We start from the raw sequence: 20,088 nt of genomic DNA, 5'->3' as shown, positions 1-20,088 counted from the left end.
GTGTTACTCGCTGTAGTAGAGCGCGTAACGATGTTGCGGCGCCTCTCCGAATCCCTGCGGCAGGGCTGCTGGTCCGGCCGGTCTCGTGGTCTCATCACCGCGTGCCGGCGTTGCCGGACGTCGAAGGCTGATCACCCGCGCGGTCACACTGCGCGACACGACACGGGACGGGCGGATCGGTCAAATATCGGATTCTGCACCTTCGGACGGTATTTTCGGACGCGGCACACCGCTAGCCTGTACTCCGGTACACACTTAGACGGGAGTTCACACATGGCGGGGACGCGGCGCGTGGCCGAGCCCGCGGAGCCGGCTCAGGCCGTCGGGAGGCGCGAGCGGCACAAGCGGGCCACGTACGAACGGCTGTACACGGCGTCGATCGACCTGTTCACCGGACAGGGCTACGAGGAGACGTCGATCGAGGAGATCACCGAGCGGGCCGATGTCGCACGAGGCACCTTCTTCAACTACTTCGAGAAGAAGGAGGAGGTCATCGCGGCGTGGGGTGCGCGGCGACGAGACACGCTGCGGGCGGAGCTCGGCGCGATCGCGGGTGGCGACTCCGACGTGTCGACGTGCCTGGAGAACTGCATGCGGGCGCTCGCGAAGATCAACAAGATGGAGTGGCGCACCACGCAGGTCATGCTCACGGCCTGGGTGCGGTGCGGCCACCCCATCTTCGAGGCGCCGTACGCGACGTCGTTGTTCGCGGACATCGTCGCCTCCGGCAAGCAGGCCGGCGAGATCGCCGACCACGTCGACCCGACACTGGTCGGCAACATCCTGCGGGACGTCTACCTGGGGACGCTCTACCGGTACGTGGGCCGTGGCAAGCAGCCGACGACGCTCGCCAACGAACTCGTCACGACCCTCCGGCTGGTGATGAACGGCGTGCTGGTCAGGTGAGGCTGTCGGCGAGCGCCGCCACGTCCTCCGGCCCCAGCAGCTGCGTCGCCGGAACCGTTCGTCCGAGCGACTTCTTCAGCCGGGCGGCGAGTTGCGCGGCCATCAGGGAGTCGAGTCCCAGGTCGCGCAACGCCCTCCGGGTGTCGAGGCGGTCGGGCGTCGTGCCGAGCACCGCGGCCACGTGGCCCAGCACCACTTCGCGGACGGGTTCGCCGGGTTGTTCGACGACCACGGGCTCCTTGTGCTGAGTGGGAACCCGCACGGGCAGCGGTGCGGGCGTCCTGGCTGACCTGAGCAGGTTCGTGACGCCGTTGACCAGCTCGGTGAGGCGGCCGAACGGCGCCGAGGCCTCGGTCCGCACGGTGATGCCGGTCAGCTCGGCGAAGCAGTCGTGCCGGTCGTCGTACAGGCGGACGTCGACGACGGGTCTGCCGCGCCGCCGCCGTGCCACCGCCCAGAACTCGCCGGTGGCCCTGCCGGTGATCCGCACGCGGTCCACACCCAGCGGGACCGCCGCGGAGCCCAGCGCGAGCATCACGGTTTGCATCCCGGTTTCCAGCACCACCGGTGCCGATCCCGCGGCGCCGAACCGGGCGACCGCCATGTCCTGGCCGCGCCACGCCTGACGCAACGAGCGGAACGGGCCCTCGAACTCGTAGCCGTGCCGGGCGGCCAGCTCCTGGAAGTCGCTGTCGCGCACGTACTCCCGGCAGCGTTCGAACGCCCAGTCCAGCTCGACCGTGCTGATCGACCCGCCGCGTTCGAGCTCACCGCTCGCCAGCAGAAGGCCTTCGCCGGTGTGCACGGTGAACGCCCGCAACCCGCCTCGTTCCGGGCGCAGCGCGACCGTCAAGGTGGGCAACGACTCCGGATCGATGGTGCACAGCTCGTGGAACCGGACGCTCTTGAGCGCGTGCTCCGCCGACGTGCCCGTGCCGCGGGCGACCGACAGCACGGCTTCGAACAGCGCCGCGCACGGAAGTGGTGTGAGACCGCGAAAACGCAGTCCCTTGAGTGCTTCCGCGATGCCGAGCGCGGCAACGTCGACCTCGCGGACGAGTTCGGTGTGCTCGGTGAACGACTCGAACCAGTACTCCTGGTGCTGCCACGGGTAGGACGGCAGGGGCACGCACCGGCCGCCACCGAACCAGCTCGCCCAGTCGACCGGCACACCCGCGGCGTGCAGGTGCCCGAGGGCTCTGGTGATCGTGCGCAGTTCGGGTTCCCCGCGCAGCAACGACGGCACGGTGACGGCCTCGCCGATCTCAGCGACCGCGGCCAGCAGCACGGGGTGCGGGCTGATCTCCAGCACCACGGTGTGACGGGAGTCGGTGAGAATGCGGCGTACGGTGTCGTTGAGCCGCACGGTGCGCCGCACGTTGTCCGCCCAGTAGCGGGCGTCCAGCTCACGCCGACCGTCATCCACGGTGGAGCGGAAGTCGATCCGCGGTGTGTGCGGCCGCAGCTCGTCGAGCTGTTCGCGCAGCGCCGCCGCGACCTTGTCCATCAACGGCGAGTGCGACGCCACGTCGACGTCCTTGACCGGGCGGTACGCGATGCCGAGCGAAGCGAGGTCCTCCGCGACGGTCTTCATCAGCTCCACCGGACCGGCCAGGACGCACGTGCCGGGGGAGTTGTCGGCGGCCACGCACACTTCACCGCGATACCGCCGCAGGAGCCCTTCGGCGTGCCCGGCGGACAGCTCGGCCCACAGCATCGCGCCGCTGCCCGCTGTCTCCTGCATCAGTGCGCTGCGCCGGCAGATCACCGCGGCCGCGTCCCTGGTGGACAACGCGCCGGCGATCTGTGCGGCGGCGACCTCACCCATGCTGTGCCCGACCACGACGTCAGGGTGCACTCCCCATGACTGCCAGTGGGTGGCCAGCGCGACCTGCACCGCCCAGAGCACCGGCTGGATGACCTGAATGGTCTCCTGCCACGGCGCCGCGCCGGTCAGAACGTCCACAACGGACCAGCCGGCCTCGTCGCGAACCGCGGCGTCGCACTCGTCCAGCGCGGCACGGAACGCCGGTGACACCTCGTAGAGCTCACGGCCCATGCCGCGCCACTGCGAGCCCTGGCCGGGGAACTGGAACACGACCTGCGGCCGTTCGGTCGCCCGGCCCGGTGGCGTCTCGCCCGCGAGGAACGCGCGCAGGCCCGACTGGAACTCCGCGATGCTCGCACCGGTGACGGCGAGTCGGTGCTCGTGGTGGTCGCGACGCACCGCGGCGGTGTAGCAGGTGTCGTGCACCGCGGCGGTCCCGTCCAGGTGGGAGAGGTACGAGGCGGCGGCGTCCCGCAGCGCGGCGACCGACTTGGCGGACAGCGTGAGCACACGTGGCCGACCGTCGTCCGCGGTGGGAACGGCATCTGGCGGTGAGGTGAGCACGACGTGAACGTTGGTGCCGGAGATGCCGAACGAGCTGACCCCGATGATCGGCTGTTCGGAGGTCAGCGGCTGGTTGCGGGTGACGAGTCGCAACGGTCCGTCCGTCAGGCCCTCGGCGGGCACGTGGGCGTGCAGCGATGCTGGAACCGTGCGGTGTTCGGCGATCAGCACGGCTTTGATGAGCCCCGCGACCCCCGCGGCGGCTTCGGTGTGGCCGATGTTGCTCTTCACCGAGCCGAGCAGCAGCGGCTTTTCGCGTCCCTCGCCCGCGATCTCGCGCAGGGCGGCGAGCTCGACCCGATCGCCGACGCTCGTGCCGGTGCCGTGCGCCTCGATGTAGTCCACAGTGGAGGGTTTCAGTCCCGCGTCCTGGTAGGCGGCCTCGAGCATCTCGGCCTGGCCGTGCACGGCCGGCTGCAGCAGGAAGCCGCTGCCGCGTCCGTCGTTGCTCACCGCGCTGCCGAGCAGGACGGCGTGCACGCGATCGCCGTGCTCCACCGCGTCGTTGAGGCGTTCGAGCACCACCGCGCCGATGCCTTCGCTGCGCACGAACCCGTCCGCCCGCGCGGAACCGAACTTGCAGCGACCGTCGGGAGCGAGCATCGACGCCTGCGAGTAGGCGATCGCGTCGTCGGGCAGCAGGATCACGTTGACCCCTGCGGCGATCGCGATGTCGCACTCGCCCGCCAGCAGCGCCTGCCGGGCGTTGTGCACGGCCACGAGCGACGACGAGCACGCGGTGTCGACCACAATGGACGGTCCGCGCAGATCCAGCGCGTAGGAGAGCCGCCCCGAGGTGACGGCTCGGAGCTCCCCTCCCGCCGCGTGCCGCACGTCGTGGTTGCCCGCGCTGCGGCTCGCCTTGCCGTACTCGGCGGTCGCCTGGCCGACGAACACGCCGACGCGCCGCCCGGCGAGCCCGGACGGCCGGATCCCCGCGTCTTCCAGGGCTTCCCACGCCACCTCCAGCAGCAGCCGCTGCTGCGGGTCCATCGCGCGGGCCTCGCGCGGTGAGATGCCGAAGAACTCGGCGTCGAAGCCCCGGACGTCGGCGAGGAATCCGCCGTGCCGCGAGATCGTCCTGCCGGGAGCGGGTTCTGTCGAATACCAGTCGTCGATGTCGAATCGATCGCGCGGGATCTCGCTCACCGCGTCGACGTTGCGGGTCAGCAGGTCCCAGAACGCGGCCACGGATCGGGCGCCGGGGAAGCGGCAGGCCATGCCCGCCACCGCGACTTCTCTGGAGGAGGTGCTGCCGGATCTGGTGGAGGCATGGCGGTGTGTCACGGTTCCCCCGGTGGGTTCAAAGTGGCTCGAAGTACAACCCTGTACCCGGAGTCAACTTTAGTCCGGCCGTAGTCTCGTTGGAAGCCAAACTACGCAATTGCCGGTTCGGGCCGAGGCTCGGTAACGACGGTCTCGCAGGGTGGAACGTGACGCCCTACACTCAAAATAGGTCTTGCGTTCAAGTTTGTACTGGCGTACTCACTACAGCGGTCGACGGTTCAGCAGGGGGAGATCCACATGGCCAGGTTCGTGGTCGAGATGGTGTTCGAGACAGCGGACGAGCGGTTGGTCGAAGTCCGGCCCGCTCATCGCAGATACTGGGAGGATCTGGCCGCGCGTGGCGTGCTGCTGGGGGGCGGTCTGTACGCGGACGAGTCGGGCGGGCTGATGCTGTGCGAGGCGGCGGACGACGACGCGTTGCGCCGTCTGGTCGACGGAGACCCGTATGTGCGGGGAAAGCTCGTGCGCAGTGTCAAGGTCCGCGAGTGGCACGTGCTCGTCGGCGAACTGACGTTGTCGTCCGGCCGCGATCCTGAGCCGCAGCAATTGGGATTGACTATGGCTTCTTCCGAGATCTCCGGTTCGCTGATCTCCCGGATCGAGAGCGGCCCGCGCATCACCCGTGCCGCGGTGACGGATGGTCGCGCTCTCACCGCGCACGAGCACCGGATCGCCGCGTTGATCGTGGGCGGCAAGACCAACCGGGAGATCGCGCACCAGTTCCGGGTCTCGGTCCGCGCGGTCGAGCTGCACATCACCAGCATCTACCGCAAGCTCGGCATCAACCGCAGGGCGCAGCTCGCCTCCGCGCTGGCCGCCTGACCCCGGGAGCACCTGATGAGGTTCGGCGTCAACATCCCCAACTACGGCGACCGCGCGGCGCCCGGCGAGATCCTGCGCTGGGCCCAGCACGCCGAACAGCTCGGCTACCACCTCGCGATGGTCTCCGACCACGTCGCGCTGACCCCGGACGTCGAGCGCCTGTTCCCCGCGCCCTTCTACGACCCGTTCGCCACGCTGTCGTGGCTCGCGGGCCAGACCAGCCGCATCGAGCTCGGCACGACCGTGATCGTGCTGCCGTACCGGCACCCGCTGCTGATGGCGAGGATGGCCGCGGCGGTCGACCAGTTCAGCGGCGGACGGCTGGTGCTGGGCGTGGCCGCGGGCTGGGCGCCCGGTGAGTTCGCCGCGGTCGGCGCGGACTACCGGTCCCGCGGCCGGATCGCGGACGAGTCGCTGCGTGCCATGAAAGCGTTGTGGAACAACGACATAGCGAAATTCGATGGCTCTTTTGTCCGTTTTGGACCGGTCGCGACGGGTCCGCGGCCGATGCGGTCCATCCCGATCTGGGTCGGCGGGCACAGCACGGGTGCGGTGCGGCGAGCGGTGGTGCACGGCGACGCGTGGCATCCGACGTCGGTGCCGCCGGGCTATCTCGAGCAGATCGGGATGCCGCAGCTGCGACGTGTCGCCGAGCAGCAGCAACGGCCGGTGCCGGCGCTGGCACCGCGCATCAAGCTGAGGATCACCTCGCGGCCGTTGCGCGATCGCGACCGGATCCTGGGGGAGGGCACAGTCGACCAGCTGCGCGGGGACCTGGTCGCGCTCGCCGACCTGGGGGCCACCGAGGTGGTTCTGGACACGACCTATCCGGGGGAGACCGTGCGCAAGCCGGCCGAGCACTACCTGGGGTTGCTCGAACTCGTCGCTTCCGAGATCGTGGATCTCGGAACCGGTGGGCTGCGGTGAACTGGACGTGCACGCGGTGCGCTGAGGGGGCGTGATGGGGGACCTGGACGTCCGCAAGCTGCGGATGCTGCGCGAACTCGACCAGCGCGGCACCGTCGCGGCCGTCGCACAGGCTCTGCACCTCACGCCGTCCGCGGTGTCGCAGCAACTCGTGGCGCTGTCGAAGGAAGTGGGGGTCCGCCTGATCGAGCCGGTCGGCCGCCGGGTCCGCCTCACCGACGCCGCACGCGTGCTGCTGCGGCGCGCCAACGACATCTTCGCCGAGCTGGAACGCGTGCAGGCCGATCTCCTCGCCTACTCGGAGGGCTCGGTGGCCGAGGTGCGCGTCGCCGGGTTCGCAGCCACGCTGTCCGGCCTGGTGCTGCCCGCCGTGCGCGAGCTGCGCGACAGCCATCCCGGTGTCGCGGTGCGGCTGGTCGAGTCGGATCCGCCGCACTCGTTCGACCAGTTGGTGCGCGGCGACGTGGACGTGGTGCTGAGCCTCGAGTCCAAGGACAGCCCCGCGGCCACCGACCGCCGCTTCCACCGGGTCGCGCTGCTGGCCGAACGCTTCGACGTGGCGTTGCCGGTTCACCACCTGCTCGCGCACGCGCCGGTCGTGCGGCTCGCGGACCTTTCGAACGAGGCGTGGATCTTCTCCAACACGGGGACGTGCCGCGACATCTCCTTCGCCGCGTGCATCGCGGCCGGCTTCACACCCGAGATCGTGCACCACATCGGCGACTGGGAAGCCACCTTGGGTGCCGTCGCGCTCGGGCTGGGCCTGGCGCTGGTGCCGAGGCTCATCAACGCGGGACCGCGCGACGACGTGGTGATCAGGGTGCTCGACGCGGAGCAGCCCACCCGGCACGTGTTCGCGGCCGTGCGCAGGGGCAGTGAAGAGGCGCCGCACCTGGCCGCGGTGCTGGGCGCCCTGGCCGAGGCGGCCGAGGTGAAGGTGGCCCAGCGGGGCTGATCGTTCAGTTCCGCTGCACGGTCGAGAGCGCAAATTCTCGATGGAACTTCACGCGCGCGCGTGTGAAGCTCGTCCTACAACTACTTCGGTCTGGATTTCCCGACATGAGGAACAGGGATTGTCGATGTCTGCTGCCGTGTCCAGGATGAGCCTGGTGAGGCTGATCGCGCTCGGCCTCATCTGGGGCTCGGTCTTCCTCTTCATCAAAATCGCCGGATACTCGTTTTCCCCGGTGCAGATGGTGTTCGCCCGGCTGGTGCTCGGGGCGATCGTGCTGCTGCCGTTCGTCTACAGCCGGGGCGGAAGGCTGCCCAAGGGCGGTGCGATCTGGGGCCACCTCACTGTTGCCGCGTTGCTGGGCAACGCCATTCCCTGGGTGCTCTTCGCGTGGGGTGAGCAGCACGGCTCGTCGAGCGTCGCGGGCGTGGTCAACTCGACGACGCCGCTGTGGACGATCGTCGGTGCCTACGTGCTCGGCCAGGACCGCAAGCTGACCGCCACCAAGATCGGCGGTGTGCTGTTCGGCATGGTCGGCACGATCATCATCGCGGCGCCGTGGCACGCGGGGTCGGCGGGGAGCACGAGCAGCATCGTCGCGTTCGTCGTCGGCACGGTCAGCCTCGGCGCGAGCTTCGCCTACATGGGCAAGTTCCTCGCGGGGCGGGGCATTCCGCCGCTCACGCTGGCCGCGGCCCAGTTGACAGCCGCGAGTGCGTTGTTGCTGGTCGCGATGCCGTTCGCCGGTCTGCAGCCGGTGCACCTGCGGGCCGACGCGCTGATCGCGATCGCCGTGCTCGGCCCGATCTGCACGGGTATCGCCTACGTCCTGAACTTCCAGCTGATCACCAAGGACGGCCCGACCGTGGCGTCGACCGTCACCTACCTGTTCCCGATCGTCTCGGTCGCGCTCGGCGCGCTGGTGCTCAGCGAGCCCGCCGGCTGGCCGTTGTACGTCGGCGCGATCGTGTCCGTCGCCGGGGTGATGCTCGTGCGCCGCAAGCCGAAGGCCGCGGCGCAGGCATCCTCTCCCTCCCCGGCACCCGCGGCGGCGAAGGGCTGACCCCCACCCCTCCCGCTCGGCGAAGGGCCTCCCGGAATGCGACCCGGGAGGCCCTTTTTCGTGACGCAAATCGCTTCGGTTTCCCGAAGCCTTTTATCCCTCAAGCAATTCTACGGACTCCCGTAGTGAACTCCTCCCGTCCCGCCAATAACGTCGGCGGTAACGCCAACAGAGCCGCATCGGGACGCGAGGAGGACATGGGGGAATGGTCAACCCAACCGCTCCACGACTGGGTGTCGTGGTGCCGTCAGGAAATGCGGCGGTCGAACCGGAGATCACCGCTCTGCTGTCCGGTCACGTGCACGTCCACGCCACGCGTTTCCCGTTGTTCGCCGAGTTCGAGCAGCGCGAGCGAATCGCCAAGTACAACGAGGCGCTGGCGCCGGCGATCGCCTCGTTCGGGCGTCTCGGCGCGCGGGCGGTTGTGGCCGAGTGCAGCGGCTCGCACTACCTGCAGGGGCCGGCGCGCGAACAGGAGTTCTGCGACGACCTGAGCGCGCGGTTCGGTGTCGAGGTCACCACCGTGACGCGCACCGTGCTGGCGGCGTTGGCGAGCATCGACGCCACCGAGGTCACGCTCGTGTCCCCGTACGCGCAGTGGCTCACCGATCTCTCCCAGGCGTACTGGGAGGCAGCGGGCATCAAGGTCCGCGACATCGTGAAGGTGCGGTCCAGCAAGGGTTTCTCGCCCTACGACGTCACCGCCGACGAACTGGTCGAGCAGGTCCGCGCGGCTGATCGCCCGAAGGACGAGGTGCTGCTGATGACCGGCACCGGCATGTTCACGCTCGCCGCGCTCGAGGAGCTCAAGGCGGGCACCGAACGCACGATCATCACGTCGAACCTGGCCACCGCCTGGTGGGCGGTGTCCAGGCTCGCGCCGGACGCTGTCGTGGATTGGCGGCTGGCGCCGTGATCGCGGTGATCGGAGCGGGCCCGGTCGGGCTCACCGCGGCCCTCGTGCTGGCGCGCAACGGCGTTCCGGTGACGCTGCTGGAACAGGGTCCCGCACTCGGCACGGCCTCGCGCGCCTCGACGTTCCACCCGGCCACGCTCGACCTGCTGGCAGGGCTCGGTGTCGCCGACGAGTTCATCACCCAGGGCCGCAAGGTCCACGACCTGCAATGGCGCAGCCGGACCGGTGCGCTGCTGGCGCGGATGAGCTACGACGCCATCTCCGACCGGACTGCGCACCCGTTCCGCCTGCACGCCGAGCAGACGGTGCTGACCCCGTTGCTGCTCGGGCGACTCACGGCCGAGATCCGCTGGAACACGGCAGTCGCCGAGGTGCACCAGGACGAGAACGGCGTCGAGCTGATCACGGACAACGGCACGGTCCGCGCCGACTACGTGATCGCGGCCGACGGCGCGCACAGCACGGTCCGCACCGCGTTGGGCCTGGACTTCCCCGGCGAGGAGTACCCGACCTACGCGCTGCGCGTCATCACGACCACCGAGCTGGACCGGTTGCTGCCGGGCCTCTCGCCGATGACGTACTTCCGCGACCCGGTGCAGTCCTGCAGCGTCCTGGGCCTGCCCGACCACTGGCGGGTCATCCTGCGCCTGCCGCACACCGCCGACCCGGCAGCGGTGGCGGTGGAAGAGCTGCTGCACAAGGCTCTACCGACACTGGCCGACCGGATCGAGGTGCGTGGGGCGCACACCTACCGCACCTCGCGCCGCGTGATCGACGACTACCGGGTGGGACGCGTCCTGTTCGCGGGCGACGCGGCCCACCTCACCTCCACCGCCGGTGGCATGAACATGAACTGCGGCATCCACGACGCGGTCGACATCGCCACGGCACTGTCCCACGTGGTCAACGGCGACCACGGAAGCGCACTGCTCGACGAAGCCGCGCGGCGCCGCCGGAACGTGGTCACCGACCACGTCATCCCGGCCAGCGAAGCACGGGTGTCCGGAGTGGACGGACAACCGGGTTCGGTCGACGCCGCGGTGCGCGAACTCGCTGTCACAGCGAGCAATCCAATCGAAGCGGCGCGGTATCTGGTGCAGGCGTCGATGCTCGACTCGGCTCCCAGGTACCCAGCGCCCACACTCGAAGGGTCCGTCGCCCCGTGAAGATCTGGTTCCACAAGCACACCGTCGAAGGCCGCCTGCCACTGCTCGACGAGTGGTACCGCAAGCACCTGGCCGAAGTCACCTCACCCGGCACCGAGATCGTCATCAAGACCCTGCCGGAAGGCACCTACGACACCGAAACCCCGTTCGACCTCGTCAAGTTCGGCGCGCTGCAGATCCACTTCAACGCGTACTTCGCCCGTGGCGCGGTCGAGGCCGAACGCCAGGGGTTCGACGCCTGGGTGATCGCCGCGGGCCAGGACCCCGGCCTGCACGACGGCCGGGCCCAGACGTCGATCCCGACGCTCGGCTACGGCGAGACGAGCTTCTTCTACTCCGCCATGCTGGGCTACCGCTTCGGCGTCCTCGGTTTCATGCCGGCGTTGCGCGAGATCATCACCGAGAACATCGAGCGCTACGGCCTCACCGGCAGGCTGGCGGCCTACGAACTGGTCGACGACGGCCACGAGGCCGTCCGCCAGGCGCTCGACGGCGACTTCGACCGGTTCATCGAGGTGTTCGACGCAGCCGCGAAGAGGGCCGTCGACGCCGGCGCCCAGGTGCTGATCCCCGGAGAGGGCATCCCGGCGGAGATCTTCTGGCACCTCGGCACCAAGGAGCTGCACGGCGTCCCGGTGATCGACCCGGCCGGGCTGCTCGTGCGGCAGGCGGAACTCGCGGTGCACCTCAAGCGCCTCGGTGTTGTTCCGCGTTCCACGGCGGGCTACTGGTTCCGCCGCCCCGACGACGCGCTCACCGAGCACGTCGAGAACGTCTTCCTCGGAAAGGCCGTCTGATGTCCTCCCACTCCTCCCTGGCACAGTTCCCCGTCGCCCGTCCCCGCAGGCTCCGCCGCACGCCCGCGTTGCGCAGACTCGCCACCGAGACGCGGCTGCACCCGAGCAACCTGGTCCAGCCGCTGTTCCTGCGCGAGGGCATCGACCAGCCGCGCGAGATCAGCTCCATGCCGGGCGTGTTCCAGCACACCCGCGAGTCGCTGCGCAAGGCCGCCGCGGAGGCCGTGAGCGCCGGTGTCGGCGGTCTGCTGCTGTTCGGGATCCCGGTGGAGAAGGACCCGCTGGGCCTCGGCGCGACCGACCCGGACGGCATCCTCCAGGTGGCGCTGCGCGACGTCGTCGAGGAGGTCGGTGACGCGACCGTCGTCATCGGCGACGTGAACCTCGACGAGTACACCGACCACGGCCACACCGGCGTGCTCGGCCCGGACGGCGACGTCGACAACGACGCCAGCATCGAGCGCCTGGCCGACATGGCCGTCGTGCAGGCGGAGGCCGGCGCGCACGTGATCGCGCCCAGCGCCATGATGGACGGCCAGGTCGGCAGGATCCGCGAGAAGCTCGACGCGGCGGGCTTCCCGCACGTGCCGATCATGGGTTACTCGGCCAAGTACGCCTCGGCGTTCTACGGCCCGTTCCGCGATGCCGTGGAGTCGTCGCTGAAGGGCAACCGCCGCGCGTACCAGCAGGTGCCGGGCAACATCCGCGAGTCGCTGCGCGAGGTCGACCTCGACCTGGCGGAGGGCGCGGACTTCGTGATGGTCAAGCCCGCAGGGGCCTACCTCGACATCGTCCGGCTCGTCGCCGACCACGTCGACGTTCCCGTCGCGGCGTACCAGGTCTCCGGTGAGTACTCGATGATCGAGGCCGCCGCCGCGAAGGGCTGGCTCGACCGCGACCAGGTCGTGGTGGAGAGCCTCAACTCCATCCGGCGCGCCGGCGCGTCGATCATCATCAGCTACTGGGCGACCGAGTTCGCCACACGTCTGGAGCGGTGACCGTGGGAGACGTCAAGCTGACCCTGCTGGGCATCAGCCACTCGTCGGCGCCGGTGGACGTGCTGGAGCGCGTCGTCATCTCCGGCGAGGAGCTGGACACGGTCCTCAGTGAGATCAACTCCGCCGAGGAGTTCGGCGCCGTCTACGCGCTGTCGACGTGCAACCGGATGGAGTTCTACGTCGAGAATCGGACGGACGAGGCCGCGTCCCTGTTGCACGCCAGGCTCGTCGAGCGGCTGGGGCTGTCCGAAGAGGACGCGTCGCGGTTCCTGTACCGGCACGAGGGCACGGACGCGGTGCGGCACCTGTACTCGGTGTCGAGCGGCCTGGAGTCGATCGTCATCGGCGAGGACCAGATCCTCGGCCAGGTCAAGGACGCGCTGGACCGGTCGCGCCGCCTCGGCGCCGCCGGGCCGTTGATCAACCAGCTGGTGCAGTCCGCGATCCGTCTCGGCAAGCGGGTGCGGACCGAGACCGACATCAACCGGGCAGGGCGCTCGCTCGCCACGGTCGGTCTCTCCGCTCTGGAACACGTTGTAGGCGCGATGTCCGGCCGCTCCGCACTGGTCGTCGGCGCGGGCGCGATGGCAGGCGTGGTCGTGGCGGCGCTGCGCGGCAGTGGGCTGGGCCGCATCGACGTGGCCAACCGGACGCCGGAGAAGGCCGCCCGGCTCGCGGAGACCACCGGCGGCAGCGGTTTCGGGCTCGACGAGCTGCCGAGGCTGCTCGCGGACGTCGACCTCGTCGTGACGTGCATCGGCGGCACCGGGGCGTTGATCACCGCCGCGGACGCGGAGGAAGCCGCGCGCCACCGCGACGGCTCGCCGTTGTTCCTGCTCGACCTCGCCCTGCCGCGCAACATCGCGGGCGACGTGGCCAAGGTCGAGGGTGTGTCGCTGGTCGATCTGGAAACGCTGGCGGGCAACCGCCCTGACGAGGCGGCACTGTCCAGTGTGGCCTCGGTGCGGTCCTTGATCGACGGCGAGGTCGAGGCGTTCCTCGCCGCGCAGCGGGCCGCGAAGGTGGCGCCCGCGCTGGTGAAGCTGCGGACGGTCGCGTCGACGACGGCGGAGGCCGAGCTGGGCAGGTTGTTCCGGAAGGTGCCGACGTTCGACGAGCAGCACCGCTCGGAGATCACGCTGTCGGTGCGCCGGATCGTGGAAAAGGTGCTGCACGGGCCGACCGTGCGGGCACGTGAGCTGGCGGGCGCCCCGGACGGCTCCAGGTACGTGGAAGTGCTGGGGAAGTTGTTCGACGTCCCCGGCGAACGGGATGAGGTCGTGGCATGAGCGAGGAGCTCTTGGACGGGTTGGGGAAGTTGGTCTGTGTGTCTGTGCGAGCACTGGATGAGGTCGTGGCATGAGTGAGCTGTCCCTGTTGTGGAACGCCGAGTCGGTCGCGGTCATCGGCGCGACCGAACGCGAGGGCGCGCTGGGCCGCAAGCCCGTCGCGTACCTGCAGCGGTACGGCTACGCCGGCCGGATCTTGCCGATCAACCCCAAGGGCGGCACCATCCTCGGCTATCAGGCCTACCCGTCGGTCCTCGAGGCGCCGGGCCCGATCGACCTCGCCTTCATCGTCGTGTCCGCGGACCGCGTGCCCGCCGCTGTCGACGACTGCGTGGCCGCCGGGATCAAGGTCGCGATCATCGCCTCGTCCGGGTTCGCCGAGACCGGTGACGAGGGCGCGGCGCTGCAGGCCGAGACCGTGGCGCGGGCACGGGCCGGTGGACTGCGCCTCGTCGGCCCGAACTGCATCGGCGCCGTCGGTTTCGGCAACAAGGTGATGGCCACGTTCAGCCCGCTGTTCTCGGCTGACGCCGTGGTGTCGCTGGAGCCGGGCGGTCTCGGCATCGTCAGCCAGAGCGGCGCGCTGGGCTTCGGCGCGGCGTCGCTGGGCATCGAGCGCGGCATGCGGCCGGGCTGGGTGATCACCACCGGCAACGACGCCGACGTGTCCGCGCTGGAGGTCCTCGCCGAGCTCGCCGGGGAACCGGCCTGCACCGGGTTGCTCGGCTACCTGGAGAACGTGCCGGACGTCGGCGCTCTGCGGTCGCTCGCGAACTCCGGCAAGCCGGTGGCGCTGCTGAAGTCCGGCCGCAGCGAGGAAGGTGGCCGTGCCGCCGCCTCGCACACCGGCGCGCTGGCCACCGACGACCGGGTGCTCGACGCGGCGCTGCGCCAGTTCGGCATCGTGCGCGCCGGGGACATCGACGAGCTGCTCGACGCCGGTGACGCGTTCACCTCCCCGCGCAGGCCGAAGGGTCCGCGGGTCGCGATCGTGACGACCTCGGGAGGTTCGGGCATCCTCGCCGCGGACGACGTGGTGGCGCAGGGTCTCGAGCTCACCCCGCTGCAGGACGGGACGCGGGCGGCGCTGGCGGAGATCATCCCGAGCTTCGGCTCGGCGAACAACCCGGTCGACATCACCGCCGCCGTCCTGAGCGACCCGTCGCTGTTCGACAGGTCGCTGGACGTCATCGCGGCCGACGACACCGTCGACATGATCATCGGTTGCTTCTGCGTGATGACCGACGGCGACGTCGACAAGGCCGTGCGGGCGCTGGCGAAGGTGGCGGAGAAGTCCGGCAAGCCGGTGCTGGTCTCCCGCACCGGCGCGGACTTCCTCGCCCCGAACGCCCGGGCGACGCTGCGGGAGGCCGGCTTGCCGGACTACCCGTCGCCGGCGCGTGCTGTTCGTGCCGCAGCGGCCCTGTGGCAGGTGAGCAAGCCGCGTGCCGCGGACTCGCTGGCCGGCCTGGGGATCGCGACTCCTCCCGCCGAGCTGACCGAGCCGGAGCTCAAGGCGTTGCTGGCGCGAGCCGGTCTGTCGGTGCCGGTCGGGAGGGTCGTGGCGACGGCTTCCGAGGCCAAGGCGGTGGTGGACGAGGTCGGCGGGACCGCCGTGTTCAAGGCGGTCGTGCCGGGCCTCGTGCACAAGACCGATGTCGGCGCGGTGAAGGTCGGGGTGGCGTCCGCCGACGCCGCGGACGCGTTCGACGAGCTGTCCGCGTTCGGTGGTGCCGTGCTGGTCGAGGAACTGGTCGGTGACGGCGTCGAACTGATCATCGGTGTGCACACGTCCGACCTCGGTCCGGTGCTGACGCTCGGCCTCGGCGGCATCTTCACCGAGGCGCTCGACGACGCGACCTCACGGCTGCTGCCGCTCGCGCCCGGTGACGCGGAGGCGATGGTCCGCGAGCTGCGCGGCAAGGCACTGCTCGACGGTGCGCGTGGCCGCGCCGCCGCGGACGTGCCGTCGCTCGTCCGCACCCTGGAGACCGTCGCGGCACTGGTCTCGGGCTGGGAGGGCGGTTTCGAGCTCGACCTGAACCCCGTGCGGGTCCTGGAGTCGGGCACGAAGGTGCTGGACGCCGCGCACGTGATCGCAAAGGAGGCGTGACGGATGACTCTGTCTGTTGTGGATTCGGATCGCATCGGCGAGCCGGCGGCGGCTCCCGCGTCGGACGCGCTGTTCCACCGGGCGCAAAAGATCGTGCCCGGTGGCGTGAACTCACCGGTGCGGGCGTTCCGCGCGGTCGGTGGCACGCCACGGTTCATGAAGAGCGGCAAGGGCGCGTACATCACCGACGCCGACGGCCGTGAGTACGTCGACCTCATCTGCTCCTGGGGTCCGATGATCCTCGGGCACGCGCATCCCGCGGTCCAGGAGGCCGTGTACGAGGCCGTCGGGCAGGGCACGTCGTTCGGCACGCCCACGCTGAACGAGGTCCTGCTGGCGGAGGAGATCGTGGCCCGCGTGGACCCGGTCGAGTCGGTGCGCCTGGTCAGCTCGGGAACCGAGGCCACGATGTCCGCGATCCGGCTGGCGCGCGGCTTCACCGGCCGCACCAAGGTCATCAAGTTCGCGGGCTGCTACCACGGTCACGTGGACGCGCTGCTGGCCGCGGCGGGCTCCGGTGTGGCGACGTTCGCGCTGCCGGACACGCCGGGCGTCACGGGTGCGCAGGCCGGCGACACCATCGTGTTGCCGTACAACGACCTCGACGCGGTGCGGACGGCCTTCGAGGCGAACCCCGGCACGATCGCGTGCGTGATCACCGAGGCGTCGCCGGGCAACATGGGCGTCATCCCGCCCGCACCCGGTTTCACCGCGGGGCTGCGCGAGCTGACGTCCAGCCACGGCGCTCTGCTGATCTCGGACGAGGTCATGACCGGGTTCCGGCTCTCCCGCTCGGGGTGGTACGGGCGCGAGGGCGTGGCCGCGGACCTCTTCACGTTCGGCAAGGTCATGGGCGGCGGCTTCCCGGCGGCGGCGTTCGGCGGGCGGGCGGACGTGATGGCGCACCTCGCGCCGGCCGGCCCGGTGTACCAGGCGGGCACGCTGTCCGGGAACCCCGTTGCCACGGCGGCGGGCCTGGCCACGCTGCGGCACTGCACGCCCGAGGTGTACACGCACCTCGACGCCACGGCGACGGTCGTCGGCGGCATGATCTCCGACGCGCTGGCCCGCGAAGGCGTGGCACACCAGGTGCAGCACAGCGGGAACATGTTCTCGGTGTTCTTCACCGAGCAGCCCGTCACCGACTTCGAGTCGGCGAAGGCCAGCGAGACGTTCCGGTACAACGCGTTCTTCCACGCGATGCTCAACCAGGGCGTCTACCTGCCGCCGTCGGCGCTGGAGTCGTGGTTCCTGTCGGCCGCGCACGACGACACGGTGCTCGACCGGATCGCCTCGGCGCTGCCGCTGGCGGCGAAGTCCGCGGCTTCGGCCTGACAGAACGGGAAAGGGGGATGCCGGCGATCAACCGGCATCCCCCTTTCGCGCGCGTTCTCAGACCTTCGCGGTGACCTCGACGTCGATGTTGCCGCGGGTGGCCTTCGAGTAGGGGCAACGCTGGTGCGCCTGGCCGACCAGGTCGTCCGCCTGCTCCTGGGTGAGACCGGGCAGGACGGCGACGATCCGTGCGCCGAGGTGGTAGCCGTCGTCGCCCTTCACCAGGTCCACCGAGACCGTCACAGTGCTGTCGGTGAGGTCGAGCTTGGCGTTGCGGGTGACCAGCCGCAGCGCCGAGTGGAAGCACGCGCCCCAGCCCGCGGCGAAGAGCTGCTCGGGGTTCGTGCCCGCGCCGCTGCCGCCCACCTCCCTGGGGCTCGCCAGCTTCAGGTCGAGCACACCGTCGGCGGACGTCGCCGCGCCCTGCCGGCCGTCGCCGCTCGACGTCACGTCCGCCGTGTAGACCACAGACATTCTCGTTGCTCCTCAGGGTTCGTGTTTGGCGCCGAAACTAGGAGCCGCTCCGGTGGCAGGTCACTACGGAACCTCGTAGGGACATCGCGCGCCCGCGCGGGAAAGGTGGGCGGCGTTGACGTTCTCGAGTTCTGGGAGGGACCGTGCCTGGTCCGTTGGAAGGCGTGCGGGTGCTGGAGATCGGCGGGTCGGTCGCCGCGGCGTTCGCCGCGACCGTGCTCGCCGACCTCGGCGCCGACGTGCTGCGCATCGACCGTGCGGCGCAGGTGCCGGACGCGCCGGTGGAGCCGTTGCCGGACCCGCTGGCGCGTGGCCGCCGATCCGTGGCCGTGGACCTGAAGCACGGGGACGGCCCGGCGGTCGTCCTGGACCTGGTGGCGCGGGCCGACGTGCTGGTCGAGGGCGGGCGGCCGGGCAGCGCGGAGAAGCTCGGCATCGGCCCGGAGGTCTGCTTGCAGCGCAACCCCGAGCTGGTCTACGGCCGGGTCACCGGATGGGGACAGGACGGCCCGCTGGCCCGGCGAGCCGGCCACGACATCACGTTCCTCGGGGTCACGGGTGCGTTGTCGGTGCCCGGCCAGGCGCCTGCCACGCCGCCGCCGTACTACCTGTCGAGCTTCGCGGGTGGCGCGCTGCAGCTGGTGATCGGCATCCAGGCGGCGTTGCTGGAGCGCGCCAGGTCCGGTCAGGGCCAGGTGATCGACGCGGCGATGGTCGAGGGCACCGCGCTGCTGTCGGTGATGGTCGACCAGTGGCGCAACACCCCCGGCCGCGTCACGGTCGTCGACGCGCCGTTCTACACGACCTACGAGTGCGCGGACGGCCGCTTCCTGTCGGTCGGCGCGGTGGAGCCGCACTTCTACCGCGAGCTGCTGGAAAAGCTCGACCTGGGCGATCTCGACCTGCCCGGCCAGTACGACGAGTCCGGCTGGCCGCTGCTGACCGCGAAGATCGGGGAGGCGTTCCTGTCCCGGGACAGCGCCGAGTGGGAGAAGGTGTTCGCCGACTCGGACGCGTGTGTGGCACCGGTTCTGGCACCGGCGGAGGTCGCTGACCATCCGCACCTGCGGGCTCGTGGGGCGTTCGTGGACGTCGGCGGTCAGCAGCAGCCCGCACCGGCGCCGCGCTTCTCCCGCTCGGGGAGCGTGGTTCCGGCACCCGCACCCTCCTACGCGGGGCAGCACACCGCGTCGGCGTTGCGCGACTGGGGCGTGGACGGCTGGACGGACAGCGGCGCGGTCCGAGGCGTCTGATGCCGCGGGTGCTTCCGCTCCTGCCCGGCATGGTGGCGCTGGGACTGGACGCGTACGTCGTCGCCGGCGTGCTGCCCCAGCTCAGCGCCTCCCTGCACCAGCCGGTGCCCGCGGTGGGTCAGCTCGTCACCGTGTTCACGCTGTCGTACGCGCTTCTGTCGCCGATCGCCGCAACACTGCTGACCGGCAAGCCGATGCGCGCGGTGCTCCTGACCGCGCTGGCCGTCTTCACCCTCGGCAACGCGCTGAGCGCGGTCGCGGAGACGTTGTCGTTCCTGTTGCTGTCACGGGTGATCGCGGGCTTCGGAGCGGGTCTCTACTCGCCGATGTCCGCCGCCACCGCGGCCGCACTGGTGCCGCCCGAACGCCGCGGCCGGGCCCTGGCGTTGATCACCATCGGCCTGAGCTCCGGCACGGTCGCGGGCGTCCCGCTCGGTCTGCTGCTCGCGGACCACGTCGGCTGGCGCGGCACCTTCTGGCTCGTCACCGCACTCGGGGTGGTGGCGATCGGCGGGGTGGCGGTGTTGTTGCCCGCCATCCCGCCCGCCGCACCGCCGTCGCTGAAGGCGCGCCTGGGCGTGCTGGCCGACCGGCACGTCCTGTCGATCGTGCTGGTGACCGTGTTCTCGACGCTCACCAGCCTCGGCACCTACACCTACATCGCCCCGGTCCTGGGTCGCGACGACGTGGTGGTGTACCTGGTGATCTGGGGTTTCGGCGGCCTGCTGGGCAATCTCCTGACCGGCGCGGTGATCGACCGCTGGCGGGACACGAGAACGTTGATGGGCGTGCTGCTCACCGTGATGGGCGTGAGCCTGGCCCTGCTGCCCGTCGGTCCGCCCGGCCTGCTCGTCTTCCTGTGGGGTGCGAGCGCGTGGAGTTGCCCGGCGACCCAGCAGCACCGGGTGATGGCCGCCAGACCCGCCGAGGGCCCGGTGGCCGTGTCGCTCAACGCCTCCGCGATCTACCTCGGCTCGTCGCTGGGCGCCGGCCTGGGCGGCATGGTGCTCGCGAGCGGGGGAGCGCCGGCCGCGCTCGCGTACGTGTTCGGCGGCCTCGCGGTGTTCGCCGCGGTGCTCAACCACCTGATCACCGCCAGGCCGGTGCCCAGCAGCGTCTGACCCGCACGGCGCAGAGCCGGCCCAACGGCGAGCCGCTCGCGCGGACTTCGGTTCCGCGCGAGCGGCTCTGGCCGGGGTTACACCCGGCCCGAGGTTCGGTCGATGAGGTCTACGGCGCCATGTCGCCGTGTCAGGCCCGAGGCTCGTCCTCGATCGCGCCGACCAGCTCCGGGTCTTCCGGGGCGGGCATGTGGCGGATGCTGTCACTGCCTTTGTGGTCGTGGGCGCGGCTGTGTCGGGAGTCCAGCACCCTTCCCAGCTTGTGTGCCGCTCCGGC

Annotated in this window: 16 protein-coding genes; 14 read left to right on the top strand and 2 right to left on the bottom strand. The window is 70.5% G+C overall.

Going from position 1 to position 20,088, the window contains the following annotated elements; all coding sequences use genetic code 11:
• Positions 1-273: 273 nt before the first annotated feature.
• Positions 274-906 carry a TetR/AcrR family transcriptional regulator gene (locus BLQ91_RS36310; RefSeq protein WP_176960148.1) on the top strand — a complete coding sequence of 211 codons (633 nt, stop codon included), beginning with the start codon at positions 274-276 and terminating at the stop codon, positions 904-906.
• Here the strand turns inward: BLQ91_RS36310 and BLQ91_RS36305 are convergent.
• Positions 899-4,519, bottom strand: a complete 3,621-nt coding sequence (locus tag BLQ91_RS36305) for a type I polyketide synthase (protein ID WP_143023002.1) — start codon at positions 4,517-4,519, stop codon at positions 899-901. The genes BLQ91_RS36310 and BLQ91_RS36305 overlap by 8 nt on opposite strands.
• Positions 4,520-4,822: 303 nt before the next feature.
• On the opposite strand from BLQ91_RS36305, the gene BLQ91_RS40785 reads away from it, so the two are divergent.
• From BLQ91_RS40785 to hemL, 11 genes are all read left to right on the top strand, one after another.
• Positions 4,823-5,407 (top strand): LuxR C-terminal-related transcriptional regulator, encoded by a 585-nt coding sequence (locus BLQ91_RS40785; protein ID WP_245734192.1) that lies wholly within the window; start codon positions 4,823-4,825, stop codon positions 5,405-5,407.
• A gap of 15 nt (positions 5,408-5,422) precedes the next feature.
• Positions 5,423-6,334, top strand: coding sequence for a TIGR03619 family F420-dependent LLM class oxidoreductase (locus BLQ91_RS36290; RefSeq protein WP_090104563.1), 912 nt, complete (start codon positions 5,423-5,425; stop codon positions 6,332-6,334).
• A gap of 34 nt (positions 6,335-6,368) precedes the next feature.
• Positions 6,369-7,289 (top strand): LysR family transcriptional regulator, encoded by a 921-nt coding sequence (locus BLQ91_RS36285; protein ID WP_090104561.1) that lies wholly within the window; start codon positions 6,369-6,371, stop codon positions 7,287-7,289.
• A gap of 145 nt (positions 7,290-7,434) precedes the next feature.
• Positions 7,435-8,349, top strand: a complete 915-nt coding sequence (locus tag BLQ91_RS36280; protein WP_218130546.1) for a DMT family transporter — start codon at positions 7,435-7,437, stop codon at positions 8,347-8,349.
• A 205-nt stretch (positions 8,350-8,554) separates the two neighbouring features.
• Complete coding sequence (locus BLQ91_RS36275) at positions 8,555-9,265, top strand: maleate cis-trans isomerase family protein (protein ID WP_143023001.1); 711 nt, start codon at positions 8,555-8,557, stop codon at positions 9,263-9,265.
• On the top strand, positions 9,262-10,431 hold the full coding sequence (locus BLQ91_RS36270) for an FAD-dependent oxidoreductase (RefSeq protein ID WP_176960147.1): 1,170 nt from the start codon (positions 9,262-9,264) through the stop codon (positions 10,429-10,431). Before BLQ91_RS36275 ends, BLQ91_RS36270 begins: the two co-directional genes overlap by 4 nt.
• A complete protein-coding gene (locus tag BLQ91_RS36265) occupies positions 10,428-11,228 on the top strand; it encodes an aspartate/glutamate racemase family protein (protein WP_090104552.1) in 801 nt (266 codons plus the stop codon). The genes BLQ91_RS36270 and BLQ91_RS36265 overlap by 4 nt, the downstream gene beginning before the upstream one ends.
• Positions 11,228-12,226 carry a porphobilinogen synthase gene (gene hemB / locus BLQ91_RS36260; protein ID WP_090104549.1) on the top strand — a complete coding sequence of 333 codons (999 nt, stop codon included), beginning with the start codon at positions 11,228-11,230 and terminating at the stop codon, positions 12,224-12,226. The genes BLQ91_RS36265 and hemB overlap by 1 nt, the downstream gene beginning before the upstream one ends.
• Positions 12,227-12,228: 2 nt before the next feature.
• The gene (gene hemA / locus BLQ91_RS36255) at positions 12,229-13,515 is read left to right on the top strand and encodes a glutamyl-tRNA reductase (RefSeq protein WP_176960146.1); all 1,287 of its coding nucleotides are present in this window, start codon (positions 12,229-12,231) and stop codon (positions 13,513-13,515) included.
• Between the two features lie 70 nt (positions 13,516-13,585).
• Entirely contained in the window at positions 13,586-15,628 is a 2,043-nt protein-coding gene (locus BLQ91_RS36250) for an acetate--CoA ligase family protein (protein WP_090104545.1), read from the top strand.
• Between the two features lie 3 nt (positions 15,629-15,631).
• Positions 15,632-16,963 (top strand): glutamate-1-semialdehyde 2,1-aminomutase, encoded by a 1,332-nt coding sequence (hemL, locus tag BLQ91_RS36245; protein WP_090104543.1) that lies wholly within the window; start codon positions 15,632-15,634, stop codon positions 16,961-16,963.
• A gap of 57 nt (positions 16,964-17,020) precedes the next feature.
• Here the strand turns inward: hemL and BLQ91_RS36240 are convergent, their stop codons facing one another.
• Positions 17,021-17,437: an organic hydroperoxide resistance protein gene (locus tag BLQ91_RS36240; RefSeq protein WP_090104541.1), complete on the bottom strand. Its 417-nt coding sequence runs from the start codon at positions 17,435-17,437 to the stop codon at positions 17,021-17,023.
• A 143-nt stretch (positions 17,438-17,580) separates the two neighbouring features.
• Here BLQ91_RS36240 and BLQ91_RS36235 point away from each other — a divergent pair, with 143 nt between their 5' ends.
• Together BLQ91_RS36235 and BLQ91_RS36230 are read left to right on the top strand one after the other, a co-directional pair.
• Positions 17,581-18,690 (top strand): CaiB/BaiF CoA transferase family protein, encoded by a 1,110-nt coding sequence (locus BLQ91_RS36235; RefSeq protein WP_090104539.1) that lies wholly within the window; start codon positions 17,581-17,583, stop codon positions 18,688-18,690.
• An 8-nt stretch (positions 18,691-18,698) separates the two neighbouring features.
• Positions 18,699-19,811 (top strand): MFS transporter, encoded by a 1,113-nt coding sequence (locus BLQ91_RS36230; protein WP_218130545.1) that lies wholly within the window; start codon positions 18,699-18,701, stop codon positions 19,809-19,811.
• The last annotated feature ends 277 nt before the right edge of the window (positions 19,812-20,088 follow it).

This window comes from Lentzea jiangxiensis (genome assembly GCF_900104175.1).
Lineage (GTDB): Bacteria > Actinomycetota > Actinomycetes > Mycobacteriales > Pseudonocardiaceae > Lentzea > Lentzea jiangxiensis.
This window is presented reverse-complemented; position numbering and strand designations above follow the sequence as displayed.